This window comes from Virgibacillus necropolis, assembly GCF_002224365.1.
Lineage (GTDB): Bacteria > Bacillota > Bacilli > Bacillales > Amphibacillaceae > Virgibacillus_F > Virgibacillus_F necropolis.
This window is the reverse complement of record NZ_CP022437.1, coordinates 1,699,061-1,725,493: the sequence shown is the minus strand read 5'-3', so window position 1 is coordinate 1,725,493 and position 26,433 is coordinate 1,699,061. Positions and strand designations below refer to the sequence as shown.

At 36.7% G+C, this 26,433-nt stretch carries 29 protein-coding genes; 5 read left to right on the top strand and 24 right to left on the bottom strand.

The features are described 5' to 3' along the window. Positions 1-21: 21 nt before the first annotated feature. The 9 genes from ccpA to CFK40_RS08000 all read right to left on the bottom strand — a co-directional run bounded on the left by ccpA (position 22) and on the right by CFK40_RS08000 (position 9,661). On the bottom strand, positions 22-1,017 hold the full coding sequence (gene ccpA, locus CFK40_RS08040; RefSeq protein WP_089531814.1) for a catabolite control protein A: 996 nt from the start codon (positions 1,015-1,017) through the stop codon (positions 22-24). A gap of 281 nt (positions 1,018-1,298) precedes the next feature. Next, complete coding sequence (locus CFK40_RS08035; protein WP_227001898.1) at positions 1,299-1,724, bottom strand: YtxH domain-containing protein; 426 nt, start codon at positions 1,722-1,724, stop codon at positions 1,299-1,301. An 18-nt stretch (positions 1,725-1,742) separates the two neighbouring features. Then, complete coding sequence (locus CFK40_RS08030; protein WP_089531813.1) at positions 1,743-2,153, bottom strand: DUF948 domain-containing protein; 411 nt, start codon at positions 2,151-2,153, stop codon at positions 1,743-1,745. Positions 2,154-2,370: 217 nt separating this feature from the next. Continuing rightward, positions 2,371-3,699, bottom strand: a complete 1,329-nt coding sequence (gene murC / locus CFK40_RS08025) for a UDP-N-acetylmuramate--L-alanine ligase (protein WP_089531812.1) — start codon at positions 3,697-3,699, stop codon at positions 2,371-2,373. A 130-nt stretch (positions 3,700-3,829) separates the two neighbouring features. Further along, on the bottom strand, positions 3,830-4,936 hold the full coding sequence (locus CFK40_RS08020) for a nicotinate phosphoribosyltransferase (RefSeq protein WP_089531811.1): 1,107 nt from the start codon (positions 4,934-4,936) through the stop codon (positions 3,830-3,832). A 330-nt stretch (positions 4,937-5,266) separates the two neighbouring features. Further along, positions 5,267-7,501 carry a DNA translocase FtsK gene (locus CFK40_RS08015; protein WP_089531810.1) on the bottom strand — a complete coding sequence of 745 codons (2,235 nt, stop codon included), beginning with the start codon at positions 7,499-7,501 and terminating at the stop codon, positions 5,267-5,269. Between the two features lie 106 nt (positions 7,502-7,607). Further along, positions 7,608-8,210 carry a YtpR family tRNA-binding protein gene (ytpR, locus tag CFK40_RS08010; RefSeq protein WP_089534331.1) on the bottom strand — a complete coding sequence of 201 codons (603 nt, stop codon included), beginning with the start codon at positions 8,208-8,210 and terminating at the stop codon, positions 7,608-7,610. A 15-nt stretch (positions 8,211-8,225) separates the two neighbouring features. Further along, positions 8,226-9,032: a DUF1444 domain-containing protein gene (locus tag CFK40_RS08005; RefSeq protein ID WP_089531809.1), complete on the bottom strand. Its 807-nt coding sequence runs from the start codon at positions 9,030-9,032 to the stop codon at positions 8,226-8,228. 311 nt (positions 9,033-9,343) lie between these two features. Continuing rightward, complete coding sequence (locus CFK40_RS08000) at positions 9,344-9,661, bottom strand: thioredoxin family protein (RefSeq protein ID WP_089534330.1); 318 nt, start codon at positions 9,659-9,661, stop codon at positions 9,344-9,346. 391 nt (positions 9,662-10,052) lie between these two features. Between CFK40_RS08000 and CFK40_RS07995 the strand changes: the two genes are divergently transcribed. Further along, positions 10,053-10,493: a YtoQ family protein gene (locus CFK40_RS07995; protein ID WP_089531808.1), complete on the top strand. Its 441-nt coding sequence runs from the start codon at positions 10,053-10,055 to the stop codon at positions 10,491-10,493. A gap of 19 nt (positions 10,494-10,512) precedes the next feature. On the opposite strand, the gene CFK40_RS07990 is transcribed toward CFK40_RS07995, so the two are convergent. Both CFK40_RS07990 and CFK40_RS07985 read right to left on the bottom strand, forming a co-directional pair. Next, positions 10,513-11,037 carry a DUF84 family protein gene (locus CFK40_RS07990; RefSeq protein WP_089531807.1) on the bottom strand — a complete coding sequence of 175 codons (525 nt, stop codon included), beginning with the start codon at positions 11,035-11,037 and terminating at the stop codon, positions 10,513-10,515. 61 nt (positions 11,038-11,098) lie between these two features. Then, on the bottom strand, positions 11,099-12,166 hold the full coding sequence (locus CFK40_RS07985; protein WP_089531806.1) for a M42 family metallopeptidase: 1,068 nt from the start codon (positions 12,164-12,166) through the stop codon (positions 11,099-11,101). Between the two features lie 181 nt (positions 12,167-12,347). Between CFK40_RS07985 and CFK40_RS07980 the strand changes: the two genes are divergently transcribed. After that, positions 12,348-12,662 (top strand): PepSY domain-containing protein, encoded by a 315-nt coding sequence (locus CFK40_RS07980; protein WP_089531805.1) that lies wholly within the window; start codon positions 12,348-12,350, stop codon positions 12,660-12,662. A 42-nt stretch (positions 12,663-12,704) separates the two neighbouring features. Here CFK40_RS07980 and ligD read toward each other — a convergent pair whose 3' ends face one another. Next, positions 12,705-14,522, bottom strand: a complete 1,818-nt coding sequence (gene ligD, locus CFK40_RS07975; protein ID WP_089531804.1) for a DNA ligase D — start codon at positions 14,520-14,522, stop codon at positions 12,705-12,707. A gap of 107 nt (positions 14,523-14,629) precedes the next feature. Between ligD and ku the strand changes: the two genes are divergently transcribed. Further along, on the top strand, positions 14,630-15,475 hold the full coding sequence (gene ku / locus CFK40_RS07970; RefSeq protein ID WP_089531803.1) for a non-homologous end joining protein Ku: 846 nt from the start codon (positions 14,630-14,632) through the stop codon (positions 15,473-15,475). Between the two features lie 717 nt (positions 15,476-16,192). On the opposite strand, the gene CFK40_RS07965 is transcribed toward ku, so the two are convergent. From CFK40_RS07965 to trmB, 8 genes are all read right to left on the bottom strand, one after another. Next, positions 16,193-16,627: a cell wall hydrolase gene (locus tag CFK40_RS07965; protein WP_089531802.1), complete on the bottom strand. Its 435-nt coding sequence runs from the start codon at positions 16,625-16,627 to the stop codon at positions 16,193-16,195. 135 nt (positions 16,628-16,762) lie between these two features. Continuing rightward, on the bottom strand, positions 16,763-17,893 hold the full coding sequence (locus tag CFK40_RS07960) for an MFS transporter (RefSeq protein ID WP_089531801.1): 1,131 nt from the start codon (positions 17,891-17,893) through the stop codon (positions 16,763-16,765). Positions 17,894-17,949: 56 nt separating this feature from the next. Beyond that, positions 17,950-18,504 (bottom strand): TetR/AcrR family transcriptional regulator, encoded by a 555-nt coding sequence (locus CFK40_RS07955; protein WP_089531800.1) that lies wholly within the window; start codon positions 18,502-18,504, stop codon positions 17,950-17,952. Between the two features lie 208 nt (positions 18,505-18,712). Further along, complete coding sequence (locus tag CFK40_RS07950; protein ID WP_089531799.1) at positions 18,713-18,982, bottom strand: hypothetical protein; 270 nt, start codon at positions 18,980-18,982, stop codon at positions 18,713-18,715. 156 nt (positions 18,983-19,138) lie between these two features. Then, positions 19,139-20,131, bottom strand: coding sequence for an LLM class flavin-dependent oxidoreductase (locus CFK40_RS07945; protein ID WP_089531798.1), 993 nt, complete (start codon positions 20,129-20,131; stop codon positions 19,139-19,141). Between the two features lie 444 nt (positions 20,132-20,575). Further along, a complete protein-coding gene (locus CFK40_RS07940) occupies positions 20,576-21,433 on the bottom strand; it encodes a YtnP family quorum-quenching lactonase (protein WP_089531797.1) in 858 nt (285 codons plus the stop codon). 53 nt (positions 21,434-21,486) lie between these two features. Beyond that, positions 21,487-21,777 (bottom strand): DoxX family protein, encoded by a 291-nt coding sequence (locus tag CFK40_RS07935; protein ID WP_319418039.1) that lies wholly within the window; start codon positions 21,775-21,777, stop codon positions 21,487-21,489. 120 nt (positions 21,778-21,897) lie between these two features. Further along, complete coding sequence (gene trmB / locus CFK40_RS07930; RefSeq protein ID WP_089531795.1) at positions 21,898-22,536, bottom strand: tRNA (guanosine(46)-N7)-methyltransferase TrmB; 639 nt, start codon at positions 22,534-22,536, stop codon at positions 21,898-21,900. Positions 22,537-22,643: 107 nt separating this feature from the next. On the opposite strand from trmB, the gene CFK40_RS07925 reads away from it, so the two are divergent. After that, positions 22,644-22,928 carry a YtzH-like family protein gene (locus CFK40_RS07925; protein WP_089531794.1) on the top strand — a complete coding sequence of 95 codons (285 nt, stop codon included), beginning with the start codon at positions 22,644-22,646 and terminating at the stop codon, positions 22,926-22,928. On the opposite strand, the gene CFK40_RS07920 is transcribed toward CFK40_RS07925, so the two are convergent. The 3 genes from CFK40_RS07920 to thpR all read right to left on the bottom strand — a co-directional run bounded on the left by CFK40_RS07920 (position 22,914) and on the right by thpR (position 25,311). Beyond that, positions 22,914-23,735, bottom strand: coding sequence for a phosphotransferase family protein (locus CFK40_RS07920; RefSeq protein ID WP_089531793.1), 822 nt, complete (start codon positions 23,733-23,735; stop codon positions 22,914-22,916). The two genes, CFK40_RS07925 and CFK40_RS07920, sit on opposite strands and share 15 nt — an antisense overlap. A gap of 96 nt (positions 23,736-23,831) precedes the next feature. Then, positions 23,832-24,740, bottom strand: coding sequence for a hypothetical protein (locus tag CFK40_RS07915; RefSeq protein ID WP_089531792.1), 909 nt, complete (start codon positions 24,738-24,740; stop codon positions 23,832-23,834). A 1-nt stretch (position 24,741) separates the two neighbouring features. After that, entirely contained in the window at positions 24,742-25,311 is a 570-nt protein-coding gene (gene thpR / locus CFK40_RS07910; RefSeq protein WP_089531791.1) for an RNA 2',3'-cyclic phosphodiesterase, read from the bottom strand. A gap of 126 nt (positions 25,312-25,437) precedes the next feature. On the opposite strand from thpR, the gene CFK40_RS07905 reads away from it, so the two are divergent. Then, complete coding sequence (locus CFK40_RS07905; protein WP_405196577.1) at positions 25,438-25,680, top strand: DeoR family transcriptional regulator; 243 nt, start codon at positions 25,438-25,440, stop codon at positions 25,678-25,680. Positions 25,681-25,706: 26 nt separating this feature from the next. Here CFK40_RS07905 and CFK40_RS07900 read toward each other — a convergent pair whose 3' ends face one another. Then, complete coding sequence (locus CFK40_RS07900; protein ID WP_089531789.1) at positions 25,707-26,423, bottom strand: pseudouridine synthase; 717 nt, start codon at positions 26,421-26,423, stop codon at positions 25,707-25,709. Positions 26,424-26,433 lie beyond the last annotated feature (10 nt).

Sequence of the window (26,433 nt, the reverse complement as noted above, 5' to 3'; positions counted from 1 at the left end):
TACTTATATCGGCATAACTAATTACTTTGTTGAGTTTCTTTCGACAATTCTGTGTGGTAAAACGACTTTCTTTTCGGGTATCTCTTCCTTGTTCATATATTTGGTTAATAGACGCATCGCTACAGCACCAATATCGTACATTGGTTGAACAATAGTTGATAGTGTTGGACGAACCATAGATGCAAGTCTTGTGTTGTCAAAACCAAACACCTCTAAATCTTCAGGTACGTTCAATCCTTTATCTTGGGCACCATGAATAACACCGAGGGCCATTTCATCTGATGAAACAAAAATTGCTGTCGGCTTATTGTCTAACGCTAATAATTGTTCGACTGCCTCAATACCTGAGTCATACGTATAATCACCTTTTATCATGTATTTGTCATTTATCGTAACATTAGCATCTTTATGTGCTTCCTGATATCCCACATATTTTTGTTTGCTAATGAAGGTATCATCTTGACTTGCAATAAATGCAATTGCTGTATTACCTTTATCAAGTAAAAACTTAGTTGCATCAAATGCAGCTTGTTTGTAATCAATATTTACAGAAGGAATCGTTTTTGATTCATCATAGGTTGCTGCTAAAACAACTGGGACAGATGAACTTTTAAACTGTTGGACATGTTCTTCTGTTATTGATCCACCCATAAACAAAATACCATCTACCTGCTTTTCATACATGGTATTAATTAATTGAAGCTCTTTGTCTTTATTCTGATCTGAATTACTTAAAATAATATTATACTTATACATTGTAGCTATATCTTCAATACCCCTTGCTAACTCGGCAAAAAAGATACTTGAAATATCTGGAATAATCGCTCCTACTGTAGTTGTCTTTTTGCTTGCTAATCCACGTGCAACAGCATTTGGTCGGTATCCCAAACTTTCTATTGTTGCTAGTACCTTCTTTCTTGTTGTTGGTTTTACATTTGGATTTCCATTTACTACTCGTGAAACAGTTGCCATTGACACGTTCGCTTCCCTAGCAACATCATATATCGTAATGTTCATGCTTATTACCTCCTATGTATCATCATCTTTTCATCTATAATACTCTACCAATTAGTAAAACACAAAAATAATTATGACTTGCCGTATACCTGATCGGTCATTTTCATTTAATATTGTTGTAACAGAAACAATCCATATTTACTAGTATTGATTATTATACCATTGAACATACTAAACAATCGATGTATAGTGGCAAGTTCATAATGTTATCACAAAGTATTGCAAGTTGATTCCAGAAAAAGGGTAAGAGCTTTGAACTGCAAGCTCTTACCCTTTTTATCTTACTTCTTTTCTAATTCTTCTGCTGCTTCTTCGATAGCTTCTGCTACTTCCTCAGCCGCTTCTTCAGCTTCATCTTCTTTATTTCTTTTGTCTTGAATTTTACTTTGAACCGTTTTAGTAAGATCCTGTGTCTTCTCTGAAAAGTTCTTTGTCATTTGAGAGGTTGAATCTAATGCTTTACTTTTAAACTCTGACCCTTTTACATAAGCTTTGTCTTTCAAATCAGAACCTTTTTCATATGCTACGTTTTTCCATTCACTAGCACGTCCTCTTACATCACTTGCACCTTGATTTAGATTACCACGAAGATCTTTTCCAGATTTCGGAGCAAATAAAAGTGCAACTGCTGCACCAACGATTCCACCAATCAATGTCCCTATCATAAAATCTTTACTGTTAATGTTCTGGTTCTCCTGATTTCCCACTTAAATTCCTCCTGTTTTTTACAATCTATTTTTTTTCTTTTTCCACAAGTCCACTATTGCCGATCCCCATTTTACTGCTTCTGAAGCTTTTTCTTGATTTTGTTCTGCTGTAACAGCAACTTTTGTTGAAATTCTTTTCAATGACTGATTAAAGTCTTTAACTGTTTCCCCAATACCTTTAACGCCTTCAAAAAGCCCATTTAATTTGGATGACTTTTGATTGACATCATCTGCTAAACGATTCGTTTTATTTAATAATGCTGTAGTTTCTGTCGTAATTCCCTGTAATTGTTTTTCTAAATCCTCTACAGTATCAGCAACATTGTTTAATGTGCGTTGTGTAGACTTTAAGGTCATTGCTAGATAAATTACAAGTACAGCGAATGCTATAGCAACAATAATAGCCGCAATGTACAACAAATTTTCCATATACTAGTTCAACTCCTTACTTTATGTAATTTTTAACTAAGTTTTTGTTCATACGGTTACTATTATTAGTAATACCCTTCTTTTACATACATAAACATAACCACATTATCCCAATTGTATCACGAATCTAGCAGTTCTTCTAGATTTAATGTGCAGCCTTTTCTATTTTTTCGAGCAACGCAAAAAAGAGCCTACATTTTGTAGACCCTTTTATCGATTATGCATTTTTTCTGTTGTCTACAGTACTTGTAGACTTTTTAGATTCTTCATAGGCTTGTTGGAACTTTTGTATATCTCCAGCCCCCATAAATAGTAATACACTATCATCATGTTCTGTTAAAATACTTGTATTAGTAATATCTAGTGTTTTACTATTTTCGACTAGTTTTTGCAAGTCATTAATGGTAAGCTTTCCTGAATCCTCACGGGCCGAACCAAATATCTCACATAAATAAACGTAATCTGCTAAATTCAGACTATCTGCAAATTCTTGTAAAAACGTTTTCGTACGTGTAAACGTATGTGGTTGAAATATAGCTACAATTGATTTAGTTGGATATTTTTTTCTGGCTGCATCGATTGTTGCTGTAATTTCACGAGGATGATGCGCATAATCATCTACTAAAACTTGATTGTCTACCTTCTTTTCAGTAAAACGACGCTTTACACCCTTAAATGTGTTCAATGCTTTTATATCCTCTGCTTGCATACCTTCATAATGGCAAATAGCAATGACAGAAAGTGCATTCAATATATTATGATCGCCATGCATTGGTATTGTGAACGTATTATAATAGGTGTTGCGAACAAATACATCAAATTCCGTGCCTGACTCTGTCTCAACCATATTCTGAGCTTGAAAATCATTTGTGTCTGATAATCCATAATAAACAACTGGTACTTTTGCCTGAATTTCTTGTAATTGTTCATCGTCACCACATGCAATTATCCCTTTTTTAACACGATCAGACATGGATTGAAAGGCGTCAAACACATCCTCAATACTCGTAAAATAATCAGGATGATCAAAGTCAATATTCGTCATTACAGCATAATCTGGTTCATATTCTAAGAAATGTCGTCTGTATTCACATGCTTCAAACACGAAATATTCGCTATCTACGTGACCTTTACCCGTCCCATCCCCAATTAAATAAGAGATTGGATACGTCGCGCCCAATACATGAGCTAATAAGCCAGTTGTTGAGGTTTTCCCATGGGCACCTGCAACTGCAATACTCGTATACTGCTTTAACCATTCCCCTAAAAATTCATGGTATCTAAAAAAAGTAAGACCCCGTTCTTTAGCCACTTTGATTTCAGGATGATCATCAGAAAAAGCATTCCCAGCAATAATCGTAAACTCATCTTTTATGTTATCTTCTGAAAAAGGAAGTATCGGAATGTTTTTTTCTTCTAATGCATCTTGCGTATAGAAACGCTTTTCTACATCAGAACCTTGAACATTCTCTCCCGAATCGCTTAGGATTTGTGCGAGTGCACTCATTCCCGTTCCTTTAATACCAACAAAATGGTAAGTTGTCATAAAAAAGAACCTCCAAATAAATATATAAAAAATCCGCTACTTCTAAAAATTTAATACCCATTATTATAGCAAAACATGCCTATTAGTAAACTAGAATGTTTAAGCTATGTCAACATTTTGTATACCTAACCTATTTACTATATTCTACTTGCTCTAGTCGTGAATTTGGACGATATCTTCTTCCTTCTTTTGCAGAAGGAGTACCGTTTAGTAAAACATTATCTCCAGTAAAGCCAATAGTGATTTTGAGTAAGCTGGAACCAACTCCGTACATATCTACTGGTACACCTAGTTTTTCAAAATACGTTATACGTTTTTCTGTAAAACCACCACTTACCATTATATCAACATGTGGATATCCATCTTCATCTAAAGCTTTTCGTAGTGCGAAAATAAGCTCTGGGCTTACCCCTCTAGGATCAAAAGTTCCCATTAAATGATGGTTTCTAAGGAAGTATTTATCTACAAGTGTTCGTGACGTGTCAACACGAACCCCTTTTAAATCTTTCCCAAAAACCCTTGCCACTTTTAATGCATCCGTTATCACATCATTATTATAATCAACTAGTGCAACGAGCTCATCTTCAGGATATACTTCATGATAGGCGTGTGAAGCGGCTACCACATCTCCACGAAACATTTGAATCAAGGCATGTGGCATTGTTCCCATACCCATCTTTCCCCACCATTCATTCATGGCATGTGTAGCTTGAGCTGTTGATCCACCAATAAAAGCAGCATAACCGTCTCCTGCTTGTTGGGTAAAGTGGTCATCACGATCCCCCATGAAAATAACTGGCTTTTGTTTTCCTGATGTTCGCGCTGCTTTTACGACATTATATACATTCGTTGCTACTGATGTTCTTCTGGCCAGAATTCCATCAACTATGCCCTCTAAAAAGCCAAAGTCCTGATACGGCCCAGAGACGGTTAGCACCGTTTCATATGGACTGATCTTATCTCCATCTTTTAATGAATGAATTTCTAGTTTTTCAGGATTATTGGCAAAGGTATGTATAAGCGCTATTGCTTCATCACTTCCGCACAATACCGCTTCTTCTTTTTGAAAAAATTGCATTGTTATATAATTATGCGGTAGTTTTTTCTCGGCAATTTCTTTTGTTTTTAAAAAATAAACAGCAGAAAACCAACCTTCACTAATTCGGTCATCAAATTTAAATGTCTTATTTGTTAATCGTTTAATTTTGCCATTTAATTTTTGTCCAATTTCCTTCATGTCATTGTTTCTCCTTATAGATAAGATCATTTATACCCTATCATATTAAACTAACGCAGAATCCACAAGCAAAAAAGCATAGAATAGAATTTTTGCCTGCTTTAAGTACGAGTTCAAAAAGTCGACAAATTAGAAACAAGAAGTTCAAGGCGCGAAGATTTTGAGGACCGGACTTGCGCGTGTTGTGCTGACTTCTACGTTGTCCACAGGACGTGGACGGTTTTAGTAGAAGTTCCTCTATGCTTTTAATACGTGAGGACCGGAAAAACTTCGCAACGAAGAAATTCGCCGTTTATCATTTGATGACTTTTTGAACATCCTTTTTAAGTTTTATTCCATTGCTTCCAGTTGCTGAGTTGACAGTAATATTTCTCTTGGCTTACTACCATTTTGTTCAGAAATTATACCACGCATTTCCATTGTGTCCATTAGCCTCGCCGCTCGATTGTAGCCTATCTTGAAATGACGTTGTAATAACGAAGTACTTGCACCATTCTGTTTCATTACAAACTTGATTGCATCCGATAATAAATCATCTTCGTCTTCTTCATCAACCATGACCTGTTCAAGCAATTGTTCTTGTTCAAATAAATAATCCGGTGGGGCAATTGAACGAATATGTCGTGTAACACGTTCAATTTCGTCATCAGATACGAAAGCACCTTGTAAACGAACACTTTTACCAGATCCGTTCTCAACAAATAACATATCACCCTTACCAAGTAACTTCTCAGCACCATTTGTATCAATAATCGTTCTGGAATCAACTTGTGAAGAAACACTAAACGCAATCCTTGTTGGGATATTTGCTTTAATTAGACCGGTGATGACATCAACAGAAGGCCGTTGTGTAGCTACTAACAAATGCATTCCACAGGCACGGGCTTTTTGTGCAATACGGCAAATGGAATCTTCAACATCCTGTGGTGCAGCCATCATCAAATCAGCTAATTCATCAATGACAATAACAAGAAATGGCATTTTCTCATCTGAACGACCTTGTTTTATTACTTTTTGATTGAACCGTTCAATATCTCTAACACCTTCATGTACGAACTTTTCATAACGCTCTTCCATTTCATTTACTGCCCACTTCAAAGCAATGGTTGCAGCCTTTACATCTGTAATGACAGGAGAAACGAGATGTGGAATTTCATTAAATGGCGCTAGTTCAACCATTTTCGGATCAATTAATAAAAATTTAACATCCTCGTGACTAGCTTTATACAATAAACTGATTAAGATTGTATTAATACAAACACTTTTTCCAGATCCTGTTGCTCCAGCAATAAGACCATGAGGCATCTTTTGAATATTGGTTACCATTGGTGTACCTTCTATATTTAGGCCTAATCCAACTGTTAATGGTGAGCTACTGCCTTGGAATGCACTTGTTTCAAAAATTTCTTGTAGCCCTACTGTTTGTGATGTTTGATTCGGAATTTCAATACCAATTGTGTTTTTTCCTGGTATTGGTGCTTCAATTCGAATATCACGCGCAGCCATATTCAATTTTAAGTCATCACTTAGATTTTTCACCTTACTTACCTTCACGCCAATCTCTGGTTGTACTTCAAAACGAGTAACAGCAGGACCTTGAGTAGCATTTACAACCTTTGCTCGAACATTGAAATGTTTTAGCGTTTTTTCTAAAAGTTCTTGTTGTTCTCTTACCCAAATTTGGTCTTGATTATCTCTAGAGATAGGATCATTCAATAGATAATTTGGGACCTCAAATGACCGTTTAGGTTTAGGTTGCTCAGGCTTTACAGTCTCTGCAGGTTTTACAGGTTTTACAGGTTTTACAGGTCTTACAGCACTTAACTTTTCACGTATTTCCTGTTTACGTTTATCATTTGACGACATCATGACATTAAATGGTAGACTTCCTTGTTGTTTCGTATTATTTGTAATTGGATTTCGTTTTTTCTTATCTTTCATTCGCTTTTTTGGTTCTGATGGTTTGGTAACCTTTTCCATTTGAGAAGGCTTATCTTGAATTACTTCTTCCGTTTTCGCTTGTTCATCATCTACCGCAACTGGTTTTTCAGGAACAGTTTCCGTAACTTCTGGCTCTATAGATACTGGCTTTTCGGCAGTACTATCTTCTTTTACTTCTTCCTCATGTTGCTTACGAATAAATGCTGGTACATTTTCAACTTCCTGATCCTTTTTCTGTTGCTGATAACCATGGATAGGCGAGGCAACCTGCGTAGGTTGGAACGGCCCTCGATCTTGCTTAACTTGTTTTTTCCGTTCACGGGTAGGTTCATGTCTCTGTTCATTCGTTGGTTTACTTTTTTTCTGAATCCTTTGCTCTCGTTTGTAATCATCACTACTTCTTCGTTGATAAGCGGGAGTATCCATCGGTTTCGATTGTTCGCCCCTATCTGGAATGACAGGAAAACGAAATGCTTTATTCTCTGGATATTGGTACATGACTTTCGTTTCTAGCTTATCCTTGTTTTGCATCCTATGATTTGAGCGCTTCTGTGTATCTACTTCCTCTTCTTCAACTTCCGTATAAAAAAGGTCCATTAGTTTATCTTTCCATTGGCCCCACATATCGTTCACTCATTTCTATAAAAAATCATTGTCATCTCTATTTTAGCAGTATTTCTCAAAAATAAAAACAACCTATGTCACCACAATGTGACTTAGGTTGCTCCTATTAAAAATTAAATGCCTCTCCAACTGCGTAACTATCGTCAAGCACATAGATACCTTTTTCAACTGGCGCATTTGGAAGTCCTAATTCTTTTTGTGAGCATATCATACCGTTCGATGGTACCCCACGTAATTTTGTCGGTCGAATCTTAAGTCCACTTGGCATAACAGCCCCCACCTTGGCTACTACTACCTTTTGATTCACATCAACATTCGGTGCACCACATACAATTTGTAACGTATTTTCACCAATATCTACTTGACAAATATTTAATTTATCTGCATCTTCATGTGGTGTCTTTTCTTTTACATAACCTACAACAAAGGCTGGACTCAGGTCCCAATCTACTGCATCATGTAAATTATTTTCTTCAAAAAGATTTTTGATCTTATCATGTATTGCCACTGTAAGCTCAATCTTTCCAGTGCCTTCTATACTAAAATGCGTGGAAGCTTGAAAAATATTGTAGCCGAGAATAGTTCCTTGGTCATCTGTTATTTTTGTAATATCACCAAATGCCTCGTGGCGTATCTTGTATCTATCTCCATCTTCAAATGGAATAACTAATACATCGCCAATTCCCTTCGGATTATAAAAAACATCCATCACGTTCATCCTTCCTTACTTTTTTTCTGGTCGATTTTTTGCAAGAATAAATACTGGATCTAGTGTTTTATTATCATAAATAAACGATAATGATGTAATCGGTATTCTACCTTCAGCAAAAAATTTCATCGTCATTTGTGCTAATATATCATACCCTGTTTTGTTCTGTATGTCAGCAAAAATCAATACATCTTGGTGTGGAACTGCAACCGCCAGCTCCCCTTTACAGTTTGCTTTCATTTCTTCTAAGAAAGCTTCATTTAAAATTCGGCTTGCATCATAGCCATCCTGGTGTGCAACAAAATAAAAATCATTATCTGCTACACGGTCTTGTTTCATATCTATCTTCAACGAACGAAGATTAAATGTTGCAATTTCATTTAAACGTTCTGGTGTGAATCCTTCTTTTTCTAGCAAAGGTTCATCAATCAAGCGATAGGATTTCCCAAGGTCTAATGCATAATAAATACGAGTCTCTGCTGTATGATCTTTACAAATTAACTTGTTACCAGCTTTTGTTTCAGTCGGAAAAGATGTAGCACGAATTACAGGATAAATATGTTTTTCCATTCCAGTTAATTGATGATCCTCATTCATAATTCGTAATGCTTCTGTTACATGTTCAACTAACTCTTCAACAGCTTCATCGCCACGTTCGTTATATTTTGCGACTACATTCGGCATCGTAATGGACATTCCTTGTTTTGTCGTTTTCCATTCCACGCGAAATGTATCTTTATCACGATTATAGGAGGTGTTATATGCTGAATTCGATAAACGTTCCTCCAGTATTTTTTTCATTTTCAAGCTTGTCATTTTCATTTTAGTGCCTCCTCGAAGGTTTTATGGAGGCCACTGAAAAAGTTAAATATAGTACAAAATATGTGGATCTACCATCGCATCTTCGAATATACTTCGCGCACCTAGGGCGAGTGTCGAGCCTCCTCGGACTGCCGTCCTGCGGGGTCTCACCGATCTCTTGCTTCCCGCAGGATAAGGAAGGCTTCCCTGAAAAGACATCGCACGAAGAAAAAGTGCTTTTCTTTTTCGAGGAGTCTCCGTATATTCGAGATGCTAAGTTAAGGTGAAAAGTTAAATTTTTAAAATCCACCACTTTTTCAGCGGCCTCGGTTTTATGCTGGTAAACCTTCTATAAATTCAATAATTTCTTCTTGCGTTTTACGATCCTTGCTTACAAACCTACCAGCTTCCTGACCATTTTTAAATGCCATAAAGCTTGGAATTCCAAAAACGTCATACGCTTGACATATTTCTATAAATTGATCGCGATCAATTAAAACAAATTTATATGTCGGATACGCCTTTTCGATTTCAGGCAAGATTGGCTCAATCACTCGACAATCTGGACACCAATCGGCCGAAAATAAAGCTAGTACATTTTCATCCTTAATCATTTTATTAAATTGTTCTTCTGATTTTAAAGTTTCCATAACGATATCAACCTCCGCTACTATCATAGCTTTGTTTCCTTAACGTTTCAAATATCGAGTTTTCCATTTTTATAGTGCGGTTAAAAAAGTCAGCAAAGAAACAAGGTCGACAAAGAACTCAGGCGTCCTGTTGCAAAGTCGACATGAGCACGTCCTGTGCGTCAAGTTCAAGGCGCGAAGGTTTTGAGGACCGGAAAAACTGAGCACTTGAATTACCCCCGAAGCATTACTTCGCACGCAGAAAAAGTGTTCTTCTTTTTCAAGGAACGAAGAAATTCGCCATTTATCATTTGGTGACTTTTTAAACAACCTCTTATAAACAAACTATTTCATTTTAATCCGCAAAAGCCTTACTATAAGAATTAATAAATATACTATTGGAGGGATACCTATGAATTTAACGGTATATCTAGCAGGACAAATTCATGATGATTGGCGAGGAGAAGTTAAAAAGAAAGCGAAAGAAAAAAGTCTTCCACTTACATTTGTCGGGCCACAAACAAATCATGACCGTTCCGATAATGTCGGTGAAGATATTCTAGGAGAACAACCGGAAAATGTTTATAAAGATGATGCCGCTTCTAGCATTAATAATTTCCGTACAGAGGTTTTATTGGGAAAATCAGATGTTGTGATTGCATTATTTGGCGAACAATATAAACAGTGGAATACAGCAATGGATGCAAGTGCAGCACTAGCACAAAATAAACCAACCATCCTTGTCAGACCTAGTTCTTTAATCCATCCATTAAAAGAACTATCCAACAAGGCAAACGTTACGGTAGAAACAGTCGATCAGGCGCTTGAAGTCCTAAGTTATCTATATGAGTAATCTAGAAAGCAGCGGATAACTATTCGCTGCTTTTTAAATTACTATCATGCCAGTATTCCCACTGCCCACGCAGCAATGTGACTACATGTAAAAACATGTCTTTTCTAGAAACCAGGCTATTGGTGAAGATACCAATTGCACCTTCATTATGGCGAACGCCTTGTTTTTTTGCATAAGAATCCATGACGTCCCCCAGTTCTATTCCATCTCTTAAAGGTTCACTAATTTCTTTTGGCAATAAAATTCGAGCACCGCTAGCGGTATGTACGTGTTGTTTTAAGTCAATCATTGCCCCCCAGTTACATAGAAACAATTGACCATCTACATCCATTACACCGCCTTCGAGTCCAATTCCTACTGCATCTGGATTCATTGCTATACAATCTTTTGCACGGTTAATGGCACCTGTCCTTGTCTCCTCATCTGAAAATGGCTGCGCGGAAACAGAAGACTCAGCCGAATAGCTTAATACTTGATCAGTTGGAAATACTTCTTTAACCGCTTCGATTTTTGTTTTGTTCATGGAACCAATAATTATTTTCATGATGATCATCCTTTGTCAAAAAATAATTGCCACAACACAAATAGGAAGTGGCAAATTTAGTCTAGCTATTTTTACGAATTTGTTCTACCGTGCTTTTATCTGTTGTTTTTACTAATTTAACAAGCAATTCTTTAGCTGCAGCATAATCATCTACATGGATTATCGATGAAGATGTATGGATGTAACGGGAACAAATTCCAACAACTGCAGATGGAACTCCATCATTTGAAAGGTGAACACGCCCAGCGTCAGTACCACCTTGTGAGATAAAGTATTGATAAGGAATGTTACTTGACTCAGCTGTATCTAAGATAAAATCTTTAATTCCACGGTGGGTAATCATTGTACGGTCAAAAATACGCAATAAGGCACCTTTCCCTAACTGTCCAAATTCTTTTTTATTGCCCGACATGTCATTCGCAGGTGATGCATCAAGTGCATAGAAAATATCTGGTTGAATCATATTCGCTGCAACTTGCGCGCCACGCAACCCAACCTCTTCTTGTACAGTAGCACCAGAATATAATTGGTTCGGCAATGTTTCTCCTTTAAGTTCCTTTAAAAGCTCAATAGCAAGACCACAACCATAACGATTGTCCCATGCTTTTGCAAGAATTTTTTTGTCGTTAGCCATTGGAGTAAATGGACAAATTGGAACAGCAGCTTGTCCTGGTTTAATTCCGATTTTCTTCGCATCTTCTTTATCATCAGCACCAATATCAATTAACATGTTTTTCATTTCCATTGGTTTCTTGCGTTGCTCTGGTGTCAAATTATGTGGAGGGATAGACCCAATCACCCCAATAACTGGTCCATTATCAGTCATTATCTGTACACGTTGCGCAAGCATAACCTGGTTCCACCAACCACCCAATGTTTGAAACCTGAGCATACCATTTTCGGTAATTTGAGTAATCATAAAACCAACTTCATCCATATGACCGGCAACCATGACCTTAGGGCCGTCGCCATTTTTTACACCAAATACCCCACCAAGATTATCCTGAATAATCTCATCTGAATACTTCCCTAGTTCACCTTTCATAAATTTGCGTACTAAATGTTCATTACCTGGTGCACCTTGTAGTTCTGTAAGCGTTTTAAATAAATCCAGTGTATCTTGTTTCATATATTATCCCCCATTCGATATACTATGTACTAAACACAGTATAACGGAAAACTTTGTTCACTTTCCACCATGCAACACTTATGTTATATTATTTTCTATTTATAAACTTTTGCGTTATACTAACGTAAAGTGTTCAACAAATTGTATTCGTAATCAAACTAATGTATGAGGTGATTATAAAGTGAGTGTAAAAAAAGCAGCATTGGCAGCTGGATTAGGTGTAGCAGTGGGCTATTTGGCTAAACAACAAATCGAACAATATCAGAAAATAACACCTGAAAAAGCATTAAAGCAAGCAAAGGAAACATTTAAGAAACAAGGTCCTATTAGTGGTTCATGGATCTATATGAAACCTGAAGAAGTTGAGAAAAATGGCCTGCTCTACCATGCTTATCGTGGCGGTGTAACACGAAGTATTGATGGCGAAAACAAACAATATGAATTTTATGTTGATGTAGAGACTGGAGCAGTTATTGGATCTGTACAAACTGCATAAACGTATAGAGTAGTGCAATCCATTAGTGGCTTGCACTATTTTTTATTTTTCCAATAAGCTCCGTACATTTTCCATCTTCTGAGTCTCACCTATGTCAGCGTATCCAGTAAATGGACACCCAAGCATTTGTACACGTTCTACAACATTATTAATGGTAAACATCTCTGGCGTTAGACCCTCTCCCACTTCCTCCCAATACAATGGTGTCGCAACCGTAGCATCCTCTGTTTTTCTTGGTGAATAGGCAGTAATGATTGTTTTATCCTTGCCATGCTGAATATAATCGATATACATCCGTCCACTCCGATTTTTCTTTAATCTTTCTGTTGTGAACAGTTTCGGGTATTCTTTTTCAATGGTCATTGCAATGGCCTCGGTAAAGATTCCTGTCTCATCATACGTTAAACTATTTTTCGGAATCGGAATGTGAACTTGTATTCCTTTACTCCCAGATGTTTTTACAAAGGAAACCAGACTTAAATCATCAAGTAATTGTTTGAGTATGTTTGCTGCTTGAATGGCAAGCGGAAATCGGCTGCGATCAGGTGGATCTAAATCAAATACAATTTCAATAGGATTTGGATCACCAACTGTTTGAAATGGTGTATGATATTCGATTGCACCATGATTTGCGAACCATAGAAGCGATTCCAATTGATCACAAATGAAAAAAATTTCATCATCAATTGGTAAACTTTTTATAAATGACGGTGCATAGTCTGGAAGATGTTTTTGAAAAAAGAATTGCTCCCTCACCCCATCAGGAGATCGAATGACAGTTAATATCCGATCACGCAACATAGGAAGCATATACGGTGATATCTCACGTAAATAGATAAGTAAATCTCCTTTAGTTTGTCCTTTGGCGGGCCAAAAAATTTTATTTGTATTGCTAGGTTCGATACTTGCTGGAATCATTGCCATATCTATTTGCATTTTAGCACGCGTACAATCTGCTGCAGAGTTATTTACTAATAGCTTTTTAATCGATGGCTCCCGGAGCTCATTCTTAACAAAATCAAGTGTATTTATTTCAGCACAAATCGCAGGTGGAAGTACATGTTCACTCCCTTTTTTAGTTCCTTTGGAAACAAATAGTTCACGTAATGTAGTAAGTTCGCTACTATCAACCCCATGTTTGCATTTTCCGACCTCAACTAGATGATCCCCTTCATTAACTTTCACAGTAAAATAATCATTTTTGGTATCTAAAGAGGTAAGAATCCCGTCAAGCGTCCGCCAGTTTTTTATTTTAAACCAGTCATTATGATGCTTGCCAGAACCATAGAAACTTTTTTTTCGTTTAGCTATTATTCCTTCAGCTTTATGATCAAAAACGTATCCCCATAAATCCCTTTCATTTTCATAAGATGGAACAAAACTTAATCGATTCAACCGTGTAATAGTACAATTAATTTTGGCTAATTTAAAAAATGCAAGAAGCAGTTTTTTCCGTTCCATATGTGTTTTCTTGATCAATGGTGAACCTTTCTGTTCTAATAAATCAAATGCAAGAAATGTTGCTGGTCTCGCTTCAGATGCCTTATTAATGGTTTCTTTCTTCGTTAAACGCCCTCGCTTTTGGATTGCGGAAAAGTTTGCCTGAAACGCATTATTAATAATTACCAGCTCACCATCAATTTTTAATGGCAGGAGTTTAGATAGTACGTCTTGGTTCGCCAAACAAAACGCGATAATCTCAGGAAACTTATCTGTTAAATCTATATCATTTCTACTTACTAGCTTTATATTACCTTTCTCCCAATGCAAAATACAACGAAACCCGTCATACTTTACTTCATAAACCCAACCAGGTTCAGTAGGTATTTGTGCGCGTGCGATCGGATGCATTAATTTCATCCAAGATGGCCTCCCTTTTACTAATTAAAGTGGCTCATTTCACGAAAAATAACCACGGATAAAATAAAACAATCTCGGGAAAATAAAAGAAAAAGGAGTTTTTGTACATGCATACGATGTGGAAAGGCACCATCAGTTTTGGACTTGTAAATATCCCAGTAAAGATGCACGCTGCAACTGAAAATAAAGATATTAAGCTAAGACAGCTGCATAAAGAGTGTCAGTCCCCTATTAAATATGAACGTACATGTCCCAATTGCGATCGTGAAGTAAAAAATGATGAAATCGTCAAAGCATATGAATATGGAAAAGATAAATTTGTCATTTTAGATGAAGAAGATTTAGAAGCGTTGAAAAAAGAGCAAGCAGACAAAGCGGTCGAAATTGTTGACTTTGTTAAACTAGAAGAAATTGATCCGATTTATTTTGAAAAAAGTTATTTTTTATCCCCTAACGAGGGTGGGGGGAAGGCATATGGATTATTGCGTTCTGCCTTAAAAGACACATCTAAAATCGGAATTGCAAAAATGATCATTAGATCTAAAGAACAGCTAGCAGTTATACGCGTTTATGAAAATACGCTAATTGTTGAAACCATTCATTACCCAGATGAAGTAAGACAAGTTAAAGACGTTCCTAATATACCAGAAGAATCAAATACAGCAAAGAAAGAGTTAGATACAGCCAAAATGCTTATCGAACAACTTACAACTACATTCGAACCTGAAAAGTATAATGACGATTACCGAACTGCCTTACTTGAGTTAATTGAAGCCAAGAAAAATAATGAAGATGTCGTAATTGGTGAAAATAAACCAAGTACGACAGATGACAATGTTACGAATTTGATGGACGCATTAGAAGCTTCCCTCGACAAAGCAAAGAAAAACAAACCAAAACCAAAGCCAGCCAAACCAAAAACCACCAAATCAAAGAAAAAAGTAGCAAAGTAATTAGAAAAGCGGAGGCGACTGGTCAGCGGTGTACAAATAGATAGAACTGATGAATGTACGTTGAACTTTACGTACATTTCATCGGGACTATCTATTTGCTAACCGCTAGGAGCCGCAGCTAGATCAAGGAAAGCGGAGGCGACTGGTCAGAAGCGGACGCATAAGCAAAGAACCGTAGAATGCATGGCCTTAGCATTCGGAGTGTTCATTGCTTATGACGGCAGCTTCTAGGAGCCGTAGCTAGATCAAGAAAAGCGGAGGCGACTGGTCAGCGGTGTACAAATAGATAGAACTGATGAATGTACGTTGAACTTTACGTACATTTCATCGGGACTATCTATTTGCTAACCGCTAGGAGCCGCAGCTAGATCAAGAAAAGCGGAGGCGACTGGTCAGCGGTGTACAAATAGATAGAACTGATGAATGTACGTTGAACTTTACGTACATTTCATCGGGACTATCTATTTGCTAACCGCTAGGAGCCGCAGCTAGATCAAGGAAAGCGGAGGCGACTGGTCAGAAGCGGACGCATAAACAAGGAACTGTAGAATGCATGCCGAATAAAGTTTGATTAAAAATACCTCACAAACCCATATTTTACGATAAATTAAAAGAATCCATTTTGAAATGATTTGGTATGCTCAAAATGGATTCTTTCCTTATATTTAAACTAACCTCCGCTTAGCATAACTTGTTTTCCCGGAGAAAAACAATAACTCAATAAACACTAGGACATGTTCCAGCTGCTGGTTCATAATAACAATGATTTTTATAACGACCAGTTAAAGGCTCACCGTACCATGTTGGAGGACATGGAGCATATGGATTGAAATACCAAAGAGCATATTTCGCTGGGTATTGTCTCCAAAATTTCAAATTTTTTTCTGCTAATCTTTTCTCAACAGATCTTGCTCTTCTATAAAATAGACTACCCTTTTGAACAGCTTCAAAGGAATAATTTCCTCCTTGTACTTGAAAAATGACATCTCGAATTGTTCTTACATCTGTAAAATCTAGACAATCGGCTTTAGCCCGATTAACAATTACATTTCCCACGTACAACATTCCTTGTTTTCCTTCACCTACAGCTTCCGCTCTCATCATCCTCGCCATTAAGTCAACGTCTGGACTTGTATATTTTACTATTGGCATTTTTTTCACCTCAAAATATCATATGAAAAAAGCCTACTTTGTTGTTATTAAATAGTGCTTCATTTTAAAGCTATGTTTTTTAGAGTGTGTGCTTAATCACTTCCTTGTTCATATGCATATCAAAACATTATCTTTCTAACTCTTTTTTGGGCCTATAAGGGTAGCTACCATGCCGACTAATCCATAAAGTATAAAGGAAGTAACATAGCCCCATGTGCCAATAAACCATCCAGCGAGTATGGAACCTATTACTTGTCCCACCGCCAAAAGTAAAAATGGAACGCCAATACCTAATGATGCATTCGTAATAAATACACGGATTCCCCATACAAGAAGAACTCCGGTTAAAAATATATAGGAACAACCAAAAATTCCAGCCGATAAGTAAGACATTAACCAATTCCCAGTTGTAACAGATAGAATAATCGAAGCCAAAGCAATCGCTAAACTCCCTAACTTATAAGCAAAAGACAGTCCTCTTCTTTCTATTAGAGAACCGGAAAACCCTCCCAATACACCAAATATCCCTATGATGACCCAAAATCCAGAAAGCTGCCAATCACTATAATCACCAGCCACTTCAATAAAAGATCTAGAAAATGTCCAAAAGGGAGCTGTGGAAATCCCCAGAATAAGAGATGCCAAAATCAAAGGGATGGCTCCTTTTACTCCTCGTATAGAGAGGTTCCCTTTTTTAAACATTATTTTCGAACTCGCCCCTACTTTCGGAATCGCTCGGAAATTCCATATCAATATGAGGAATGCCAAGATAGCATAAATCAAATACGAGAGTCTCCAATTCGGTGTTAGTAAAATTGCCCCTACTCCAGAAAGGACTATACCAAGACTAGTTCCTGAGTTGATCCATGTATTTGCCTTCCCTTGCCTATTCTCTATAATCCAAAGCGATATTGCCGCTCCATAAGGTGGGGATACCAAACCTGTGCTTCCTCCAGCAAATAACACTCCTAACGCTAGCACCCATGCATTTGGAGTAATAGACATCAACAACAATCCAACAAAGGCTGATAGCCCAGCTAAGATAATCATCCTTCTTGGCCCTTCTTTTGTAGTGATCACAGTGGATAGAATGATCGTGAAACAATAAGCTAGATAAAACAGCGAAGAAATCATCCCTGATACAAACTCAGACATTTTAAGTGATTCATTCATCGCGGGGAGAAGCAACCCAAAACTAAACCTCCCTAACCCATAAGTGACTGCAATCATCGTAACCCCAGGTAATACTAACCTTGAAAATTTCATGTTATCCATCCTAACTTTTTATATAGAACGACCTTTCTAGTAAATAAGCAAAAAAATTACGATGTATGTTGGACAAGCGTCCGTGCCATCGCAATAGAATATTCTGTTGCCTTCTCTGCCCCAATCAGTGTCGTCATAGATGTTGTACCTTCGAGTAACAATGTTAGTTGGTTAGCTAAGTCACGTTCGTTCTCTTTTCCTTTCGTTTGAGCCAATAGTTGAAAATACTTGAGCAATTTGGACTTGTGTCCTCTTGCAATACTTTCAATTTCATTATCAGTCCCCCCATAATCTTCTATCGCTCTTAAAAACATATCTCCTTTGTAAGATTGTTCTTTTAACCAACGTCCATGAGCTTCAACAGCAAGGATGAAAGGAGAATCTGAATCCATTTCTACATGTGAATCCAAATAAGACCAATAACGTTCTTCCCGCTGCTTAAGTACTTCCTCGACCAAATTGTCCTTGGAAGAAAAATGATTATATAGTGTCATCGTTGCTACATTCGCTTCACTGATGATCTGTTTCAATCCTACTCCACGAAATCCGTGTTCATAAAATAAACGTTCAGCTACGTTAAGTAATGTCTCTTTTTTTATAGATCGACTCATGTCATGCACTTCCCCTTCAGTTAGATAGAACGACCTTTCTACTACTAGATTATCAATCCTCAATCTTATCGTCAACCATCTCTTCAAATATTTACACCAAAAATGGCTCAAGTAATAAACGGCTAGTTACCATTTTTTCATAAAAAGTCTCCTTCATAAGACCAATACCTGTTCAACTAGTGGCCCCTATTACAGAATTATTGAATGATTAATTGCTTACATAAAGAAATATGATTACAAGCAATAATATCGAGGATCCCAAAATGGTACTTATAGTTTTATTATAGCTCTTATCCTTCTTTGACTTTGGATTTAATTTGTTCCATCCTAACTTAATAGTTACAACAAGTAATGCTACTAATAAGATATTTAAACCCGATGCTTCAAATAATGCCATTATAACTATACTCACCATTCCTATTACTCCAAAAATCAAATCATCCACGCTTTGCTTTTGACGATTTTGATTATAATCCATTTTTAGCACCCTCAATACTTCATAGAGTTACAGTATTAATGAATAGCGACCCGATTCTGGAAATAACATAAAACTGTTCGGTATACGATTATTCCATACCATACTAGGCTAATAATGATTGCCATTATATAGTATTTTAATCTCTAATTTATTATATTAAAATAACTCTCGCGCCAATAAACGATAAACTTCTAATCGTTTTTCCTGTGAATGGGGGATACTGCAGATCATCGCTTCATCAAATCCATATTGCACCTGTTCTTTTTGCAGCAATGCGGCGATTTCTTTTGCTGATCCGACTAAATGCAATTTACGATTATTTTTAATGGTAATGCGATCCATTTCAGTCAATGGATAGTTCTGAGCTTCTTCAGGGGTTAACGCTTGATCCATTTTCCCCTTCATTAACCATAATCGGGAAATATCCTGCGGCAGGGCTTCAAACTCGGCTTCTTCCTTTGTTTCAGCCGTTGTTACCATGTAGGCTACATTAATTTCCGGCTTTTCCATAAATACGGAAGGCTGGAAATGATGTTTATATGCATCTAAAATCTCTTTGGTCATTTCACCGTTGAAAAATTGAGCGAAGGAATAACCAACCCCCATTCGTGCTGTTTGCAGTGCACTATTGCCGCTTGATCCCAACATCCAGGCTTCCGGTAAAATGACTTTTGATGGTGTTGCTGAAATTCCGCTGTACAAGCTATCTTCAGGCACTTCATCATTGATCAACTTTAATGCTGTATTAAATTTTTCATACATATTGTTTACCATCGGTTGACGTCCTTCAGATAAGGCATAAATAGCATTTCTGTCCCCTCCAGGAGCTCTTCCTACACCAAAATCAATCTGGCCGGGAGAAAAGGCACTAAGCGTTTTAAATACCTCAGCTAATTTTAATGGCGAATAATGCATCATCATCACGCCGCCCGTACCGATGCGAATATTCTTCGTCTTGGCGGCCAAATGTGCCGCTATTATTTCCGGTGCTGAACTGGTATAGGCGTTTGTATCATGATGCTCCGCCATCCACATACGATGGTAGCCTAATTCATCTGCTAATATTGCCAGCTCCTCCGCTTTTTTCAAAGCATCAACGGCCGTATTATCACTGGTAACAGGTGCTTGATCCAGTACACTTAATCTCATTTATAAACATTCCTTTCTCATCCCCATGACATTACTATTCTCTATTTGCTTCCTGTTCTTCCCGAAGTTTGTCCGATGTGATATCATTCCGCAGTGGATTGATCACTGTCAATAAACATACCCATTGAATTATAAAAATGTATCCATTGCATAAACAGGATATGTCATAATTTCTTGTACTCTTTTCAAGTAAGGTGACCCCCCCTTATATCATGGCTATACTTTTTCTACTATCGAACTTTATTTGAAATGGTCAAGCTTTATTCAAAGCCACACACATGGCCTCAGCATTTTAGTGTTCATTGCTTATGACACAGCTGGATCAAGAAAAGCGAATTGGACTTGCTCACACGACGAAGCATAGTCAAGAGCCAGTAGAGAAAAGGGCTTTAGCCTGTCACATAAGACAAAGAAGCTATCCTCAAATTCAGGATAGCTTAATTTCTATTTATACTCGTAGCGTTCACGCTTTACTTCATCAATTTTTTTTCCTTTTCCATCAAACTGAATTGCACGATAATAGGCATCATGATAGAACGTATACCAAGCCTTTTTCGAGTAACCGTAGTCCATCCATTTTTCCTTTTGATGCACAGAAGTAACAGGATAATCATCGTATGCTAATGCCCAGAGTTTATTTTGATGACCATGTGTAGGCATGATATCTGCCATATGAATAAACGAATCTTCCCCGTCTTCAAATACAATGATGCAGTGACCGTCACTATGACCGCTTGTATGAATCATTTTTAATCCATCGGTAATCTGAATTTCTTTTTCAAAAGGCGTTACCTGTTTTTCAATTGGCTTCCAGTTTTCTTCCCAATATGTATTAACGGATCGTATATTTGGGTTACGCATTTCGTTCCACTCTACGTCTGATGTATAAATGGCTGCATTTTCAAATACTGGTATATAACTACTATCCTCTGTCGGTTTCGTTAACCCACACGCATGATCAAAATGAAGATGTGTCATTAACATAGCGTCAATATCATTGGTAGTCAACCCAAGCGCTGCTAAAGATTGATCAATAGCCGATTCTTCAAGGACCCCAAAGTTTCGCAGCTGCTTCTCAGTAAGCTTCCCATTACCCATCCCAGAATCAATTACATAATTTTTATCATCTAATTGTAACAATATCGGATCTGTTCTAAGTTCAATTTGATTTTTATCATTATGTGGATATTTTCTACTCCATAATGCTTTCGGTACAACACCAAACATGGCACCACCATCAAGAAAATTCACTCCGCCGTTCAACCACGTCAATTTAGCTCTTCCAATTTGTAAAGTTTCCATCAATTTATCCCCCTCTACTAATCAGTGTAGCGAAATATGTAAAATTCTGCAAACTAGGAAGTCTTGCTATCTCTCGATACTATAAGTACCCACCAAATCAGTAAAGGTTGAAATAGCAACCGAATCCATAAAGCAACTTGGCCTGTTTGTGCAGACCAGGGCGCTGGGATTCCATAAATAGCGGCATAAATATTTGCTGGAAAAATAATTACCAAATAAATAGCCGTGTATCTGCCAGCCTTATTCCTGGTTTTAGGAATTAATAACAAAATAGCAAGTAACCACTCGACCAAGCCTGATGCAAAGACAATAGATCTTTTAAAGGGAACAAATTCTGGAAACATATTTGCAAATCCATCGACAAATATAAAATGGCTAACGCCTGCGCTAATAAAAGCAATAATAAATAGATATAACCCGATATCTTTAAAAAGCTTGATCTAGATCAAATCCTCTCACTATAATTATCGAAATTTAGCCTGACAGCGATAAATAGGTTGACCTTTACTAGAAAATTTCTCTTCATATTCCGTCATTACATTGGTGGGATCATCTAACTGATGTAGGTCAAGACTCACTTCTTCCAATTTCAATCCATAATTCGAGAAGCTTACAAGTGAATACTCAAATAATAAGCGATTATCTGTCTTCATTATTAACTCACTATTTTCTTTCAAAACCTTTTCATACTTTGCTAAAAATGTATGATAGCTCAACCGTCTTTTTTCATGACGATTTTTCGGCCACGGATCTGAAAAATTCAAATAGATTGTTGAAATTTCATTCTCAGCGAATAGTTCTTCTAGATCATTCGCGTTTTCATTTAGCAGGATTAAATTTTCTTGCCCTGATTCCTTAACCTTTTGAGCTGCATCCACTGTTATGCTTTTGGCCATTTCAATACCAATAAAATTGATAGCAGGATATTGCTTAGCCATCCCCACAATGAATTGTCCTTTTCCAGTTCCAATTTCCAGGTGAATTGGGTTTGTATTACCAAAAATGTCTTTCCATTTATTTTTATTTTCTTTAGGGTTTACGATGACAAGATCGCGATGCTCATTTAAAAAGTCATCTGCCCATGGTTTATTACGTTGTCTCATAATCCTTGAATCCTCCAATTTTTCAATCAATAAATACATATAAATGCAAATGCTAAGTATAGTATATAAAAGTTCGCACAAGCTAATGAATGAGGTGAAATGAAAACATGTTAACAGTTAACGATCAACTAACAGTACTCCACGATATTTTAACCGAGCAATCCGAAGAATGTTGTGGTGATATCAATGAATACAAACAAATTAAGCGAATCATTCAGACATTAATGGCTAACGAAAGTATAACGGATGAAGAATTGTTATCGCTTCTTCCTGAAATTTATAATTATGGTATACAAGGGGAACAGGCTCAAAATTTGGAGGAACACGTAACAACAAATAAAGGCAATATTGAAACATGGACATCCCATATAATTCAATCAAATTTGGAGTAGTTCACGAATATTCATATTCAATTCACAAATGTCTTGTAGTCTTTCCTGTCCTTTTTCAAATTCTTTGCGATCTGTATGCCAATTCACATAGTAAAGGGCATCTAGCAATAAATACCAATACATCCGTTTAATTAGATTGCTATCCCTTGAAATTCCATAGTGAAATAACCATTCATCCCAATCTTCTTTTGGAATATACCATTTCAAAATAAATCCAATATCAATAATAGGATCTGCTATCATAGCGTTGTCCCAATCAATTAAATATAAGTGGCTATCACCTGTCAGCAAAATATTATTATGGTTCAAATCACCATGACAAACAACCTGTTTTTGATTTTCTGTCATGGGCAAAAGTTCTTCTAAAAAGTTTAAAGAAAAAGATACTTCATTATCTAGTTCATTTATATTATTTTGCATAATTTGTTCTTTTACATTATGCAAACTTTCTTTAGGTGTAAATGGCTTTTTACCTAAACGCATGAGCATATGTAACAGTTCAGATGAATGATGAATTTTTTGTAGCAAAGAAGCAACCTCATGATGTTGCATTTCTATTGCGTTAAGTTCGCGCCCGACCATCCATTCCTGCGCTGTAATGACATCGCCATTTTCTAGACGCTTTGTCCAAACTAGTTTTGGAACAATTCCTTCTGCAGATAACACGGCTAAAAAGGGAGAAGAATTCCGTTTTAAAAAAAGCTTACGATCATTCTTTTCTGCAATATACGCCTCACCAGTAAGACCACCGGCTGACTTTATGTCCCACTCTTTCCCTAAAACCGCTTTAAGCCAATTCACATTCATTCCTCAAATCTGAAAAAATTTAGTCCAATCATGTATTTTAAAGCTAAATATAGAAAAAGACAACTAATAGCTGTTTCAAAAAGTGCCAATTTAGTATTAGTCATCCATCGTAATCGTTGATTCCTCTTCTTCCCATTCTGGCCTTTTGACAGATGTTGTCTGACAGTGCTTTAATAATGAATCAACTACTTTTAATTGTCTATTTTTTAATGGAGAAACAAGTTTTCGTTTCTCGTTAAACCATTCTTCATATTCCAATTTCCCAATGATTTTTGTGTTATATGGTTCTGTATGAAATACTATTTGATTTGTTCTTGATAACACTACTTTTTTTATCGAAAAGTCAATCTGTTCTGCTGCTAAAATACGTTTAATGATCTGTTCTGTGCGCTTGAGTGCAATTAATGGACTAAGCAATTTTGACTGTTTATCATTTTCCTCTATGCCCCATGTACGATTATCTCCAGCTAGTATTTTCACGTTTTCTGGCTCATCAATTAAGTAAATTATTTCCATACCAATTGGGCTAATCAAAATGAGCTCGCCATCGACGGGGGCTCTTTTAATGGAAAAGATCGGATAATACATAATTAAATACGTATCAGGGAATCGTTGCAAAAAGTACTTTAACGTTGGATCACTTTTATATGCTCTATCAATAAATGAAACATCCGTTACAGTTGATGATGCCCACTTTAATTGAAAAGGAAGTAATTCATCTAAAAAATAATGTCTTAGTTCATTTTCTGTCTTTGGGAGAAAATAGCCATCTTCTTCATTGTGCACTTCATGTATGGAGTTCTTCTTAATAAAAGACTTCCATTTCGCGAAGGCGGACAACTTTTCACTCGATTCTACCTCATACGTCTCTTTTTGTGGATGCTCCCACAGGTGATGAAGCTTTTGCCAATTCTCCTGTTTTAAACGAATATATTGACTCGGATAGCGATAAGGACTCCACTCGTACCTGGACACATAATCTTGTAGTTTGATAAGCTGTGCCATCTCAACTACCTCCATTTAATGGAAAAGACTCAATTACTTCATATTTTGGATTTTTAGCCGGGTGAACCTGGTAGAGATTTACATAATCTATTTTGAACGGATTAGATTCATTTGCATAGGTACGTGTTATTGGTTCGATTGAGACGGTTAGCGAATGATCCTTCCACTTTTTTGCAAGTGTAATATGTGCTTTAAATTTACGTGTTTCCTTATCAAAACCGCATAGTTCTGCATAGGATTCAACCGTTTCAACAAGTTGATTAAGTGCTTCCGTTTTCTGAACATCTGCATACAGAACACGTGGTGAAGTAGGTTTTCCAAAAGTGTCAATACCCTTTAAACCAAGCGATAATGGTGGTAACTCATCAAGCTTCCGTAATATATTTATTAACTTTTTCACCGTATCACTTTGAACGGAACCCAAAAACTTCACTGTGATGTGAAAATCATCTTCATGTGTCCACTGCTTGTATGATAAATCTTCTTTAAGATTAGACTGCCATTCAATTAATTTTTCTTTTATATCTAAAGGAATTGGTATCCCAATAAAATAATGCGGATTTACAGTCATGTGTCTTTACCTCTTTCTTTTTTGATCATATACGCATTAAATATTTACAACTATTTTACTTTTAAAATGATTGGTTTCGTAATAAGATATAGATAACATCGTAAATTCCCTTGCACCACAAGTTTAATGTCATCATTAAGGAGTGGTATTTTGGAGTATTCATCATCTCGAATGCTGACGAGGATGAAGGCTGTTTATTTCTACATTAAGGAATGTGGAATGGTTTCAACACCTGAGTTAGCAGAAGAATTTAATACGACCATGCGGACAATTCAACGCGATCTACATGTGTTGACTTACAATGGTCTTGTTAGTAGTCCAACAAGAGGTAAGTGGAAAATTACAGATAAAAAAGTATCGATCTCTTAAATAAAGCATTGCTGACGAGTATATCGTCAGCTGTTTTTTTGAGAAATTGACGTCAATTCGTCTTCTGTAAGCTCCCTATAGTTTCCTTTTTTTAGGGATGGGTCCAATACAAGTAGTCCCATCTTTATTCGTTTTAAATAGGTTACCTTTTTACCCACTGCTGCAAACATCCTTTTAACTTGGTGATATTTACCCTCTGTAATACTAACTTCAATTTCAGAATGTTTTCCAGCAACAAGAATGCGGAGTTTTGCTGGTTTCGTTTGATACCCATCCTCAAGTGTTAGACCTTTAGAAAATCGTTCAATATCTTCATCTGATACATGTCCATCAATTTTAGCATAGTAGACTTTAGTAACGTCTTTCTTTGGTGACGTTAGCTGATGTCCAAATTCCCCGTCATTTGTAAGTAAAAGCAATCCCTCTGTATCCTTATCTAATCTTCCAACCGGAAATGGTTGAAAGTTTTGATGGCCAGATGATAACAAATCAATCACCGTTTTTTCTGTATGATCGACTGTAGCAGATATATATCCTGGAGGTTTATTCATCATTAAGTAAATATATTTCTGATAATGAACCGTATCTTCCCCCACCTGAATAACGTCCATTGAAGTATCTACATGCACTTTTCCGTCTTTTATAATAGCGTTATTTACGGAAACCATTTTCAGTTTAAGTATATTTTTTACATCCTTCCGACTTCCATACCCCATATTTGCTAACAGTTTATCAAGACGCATTATGAACCCT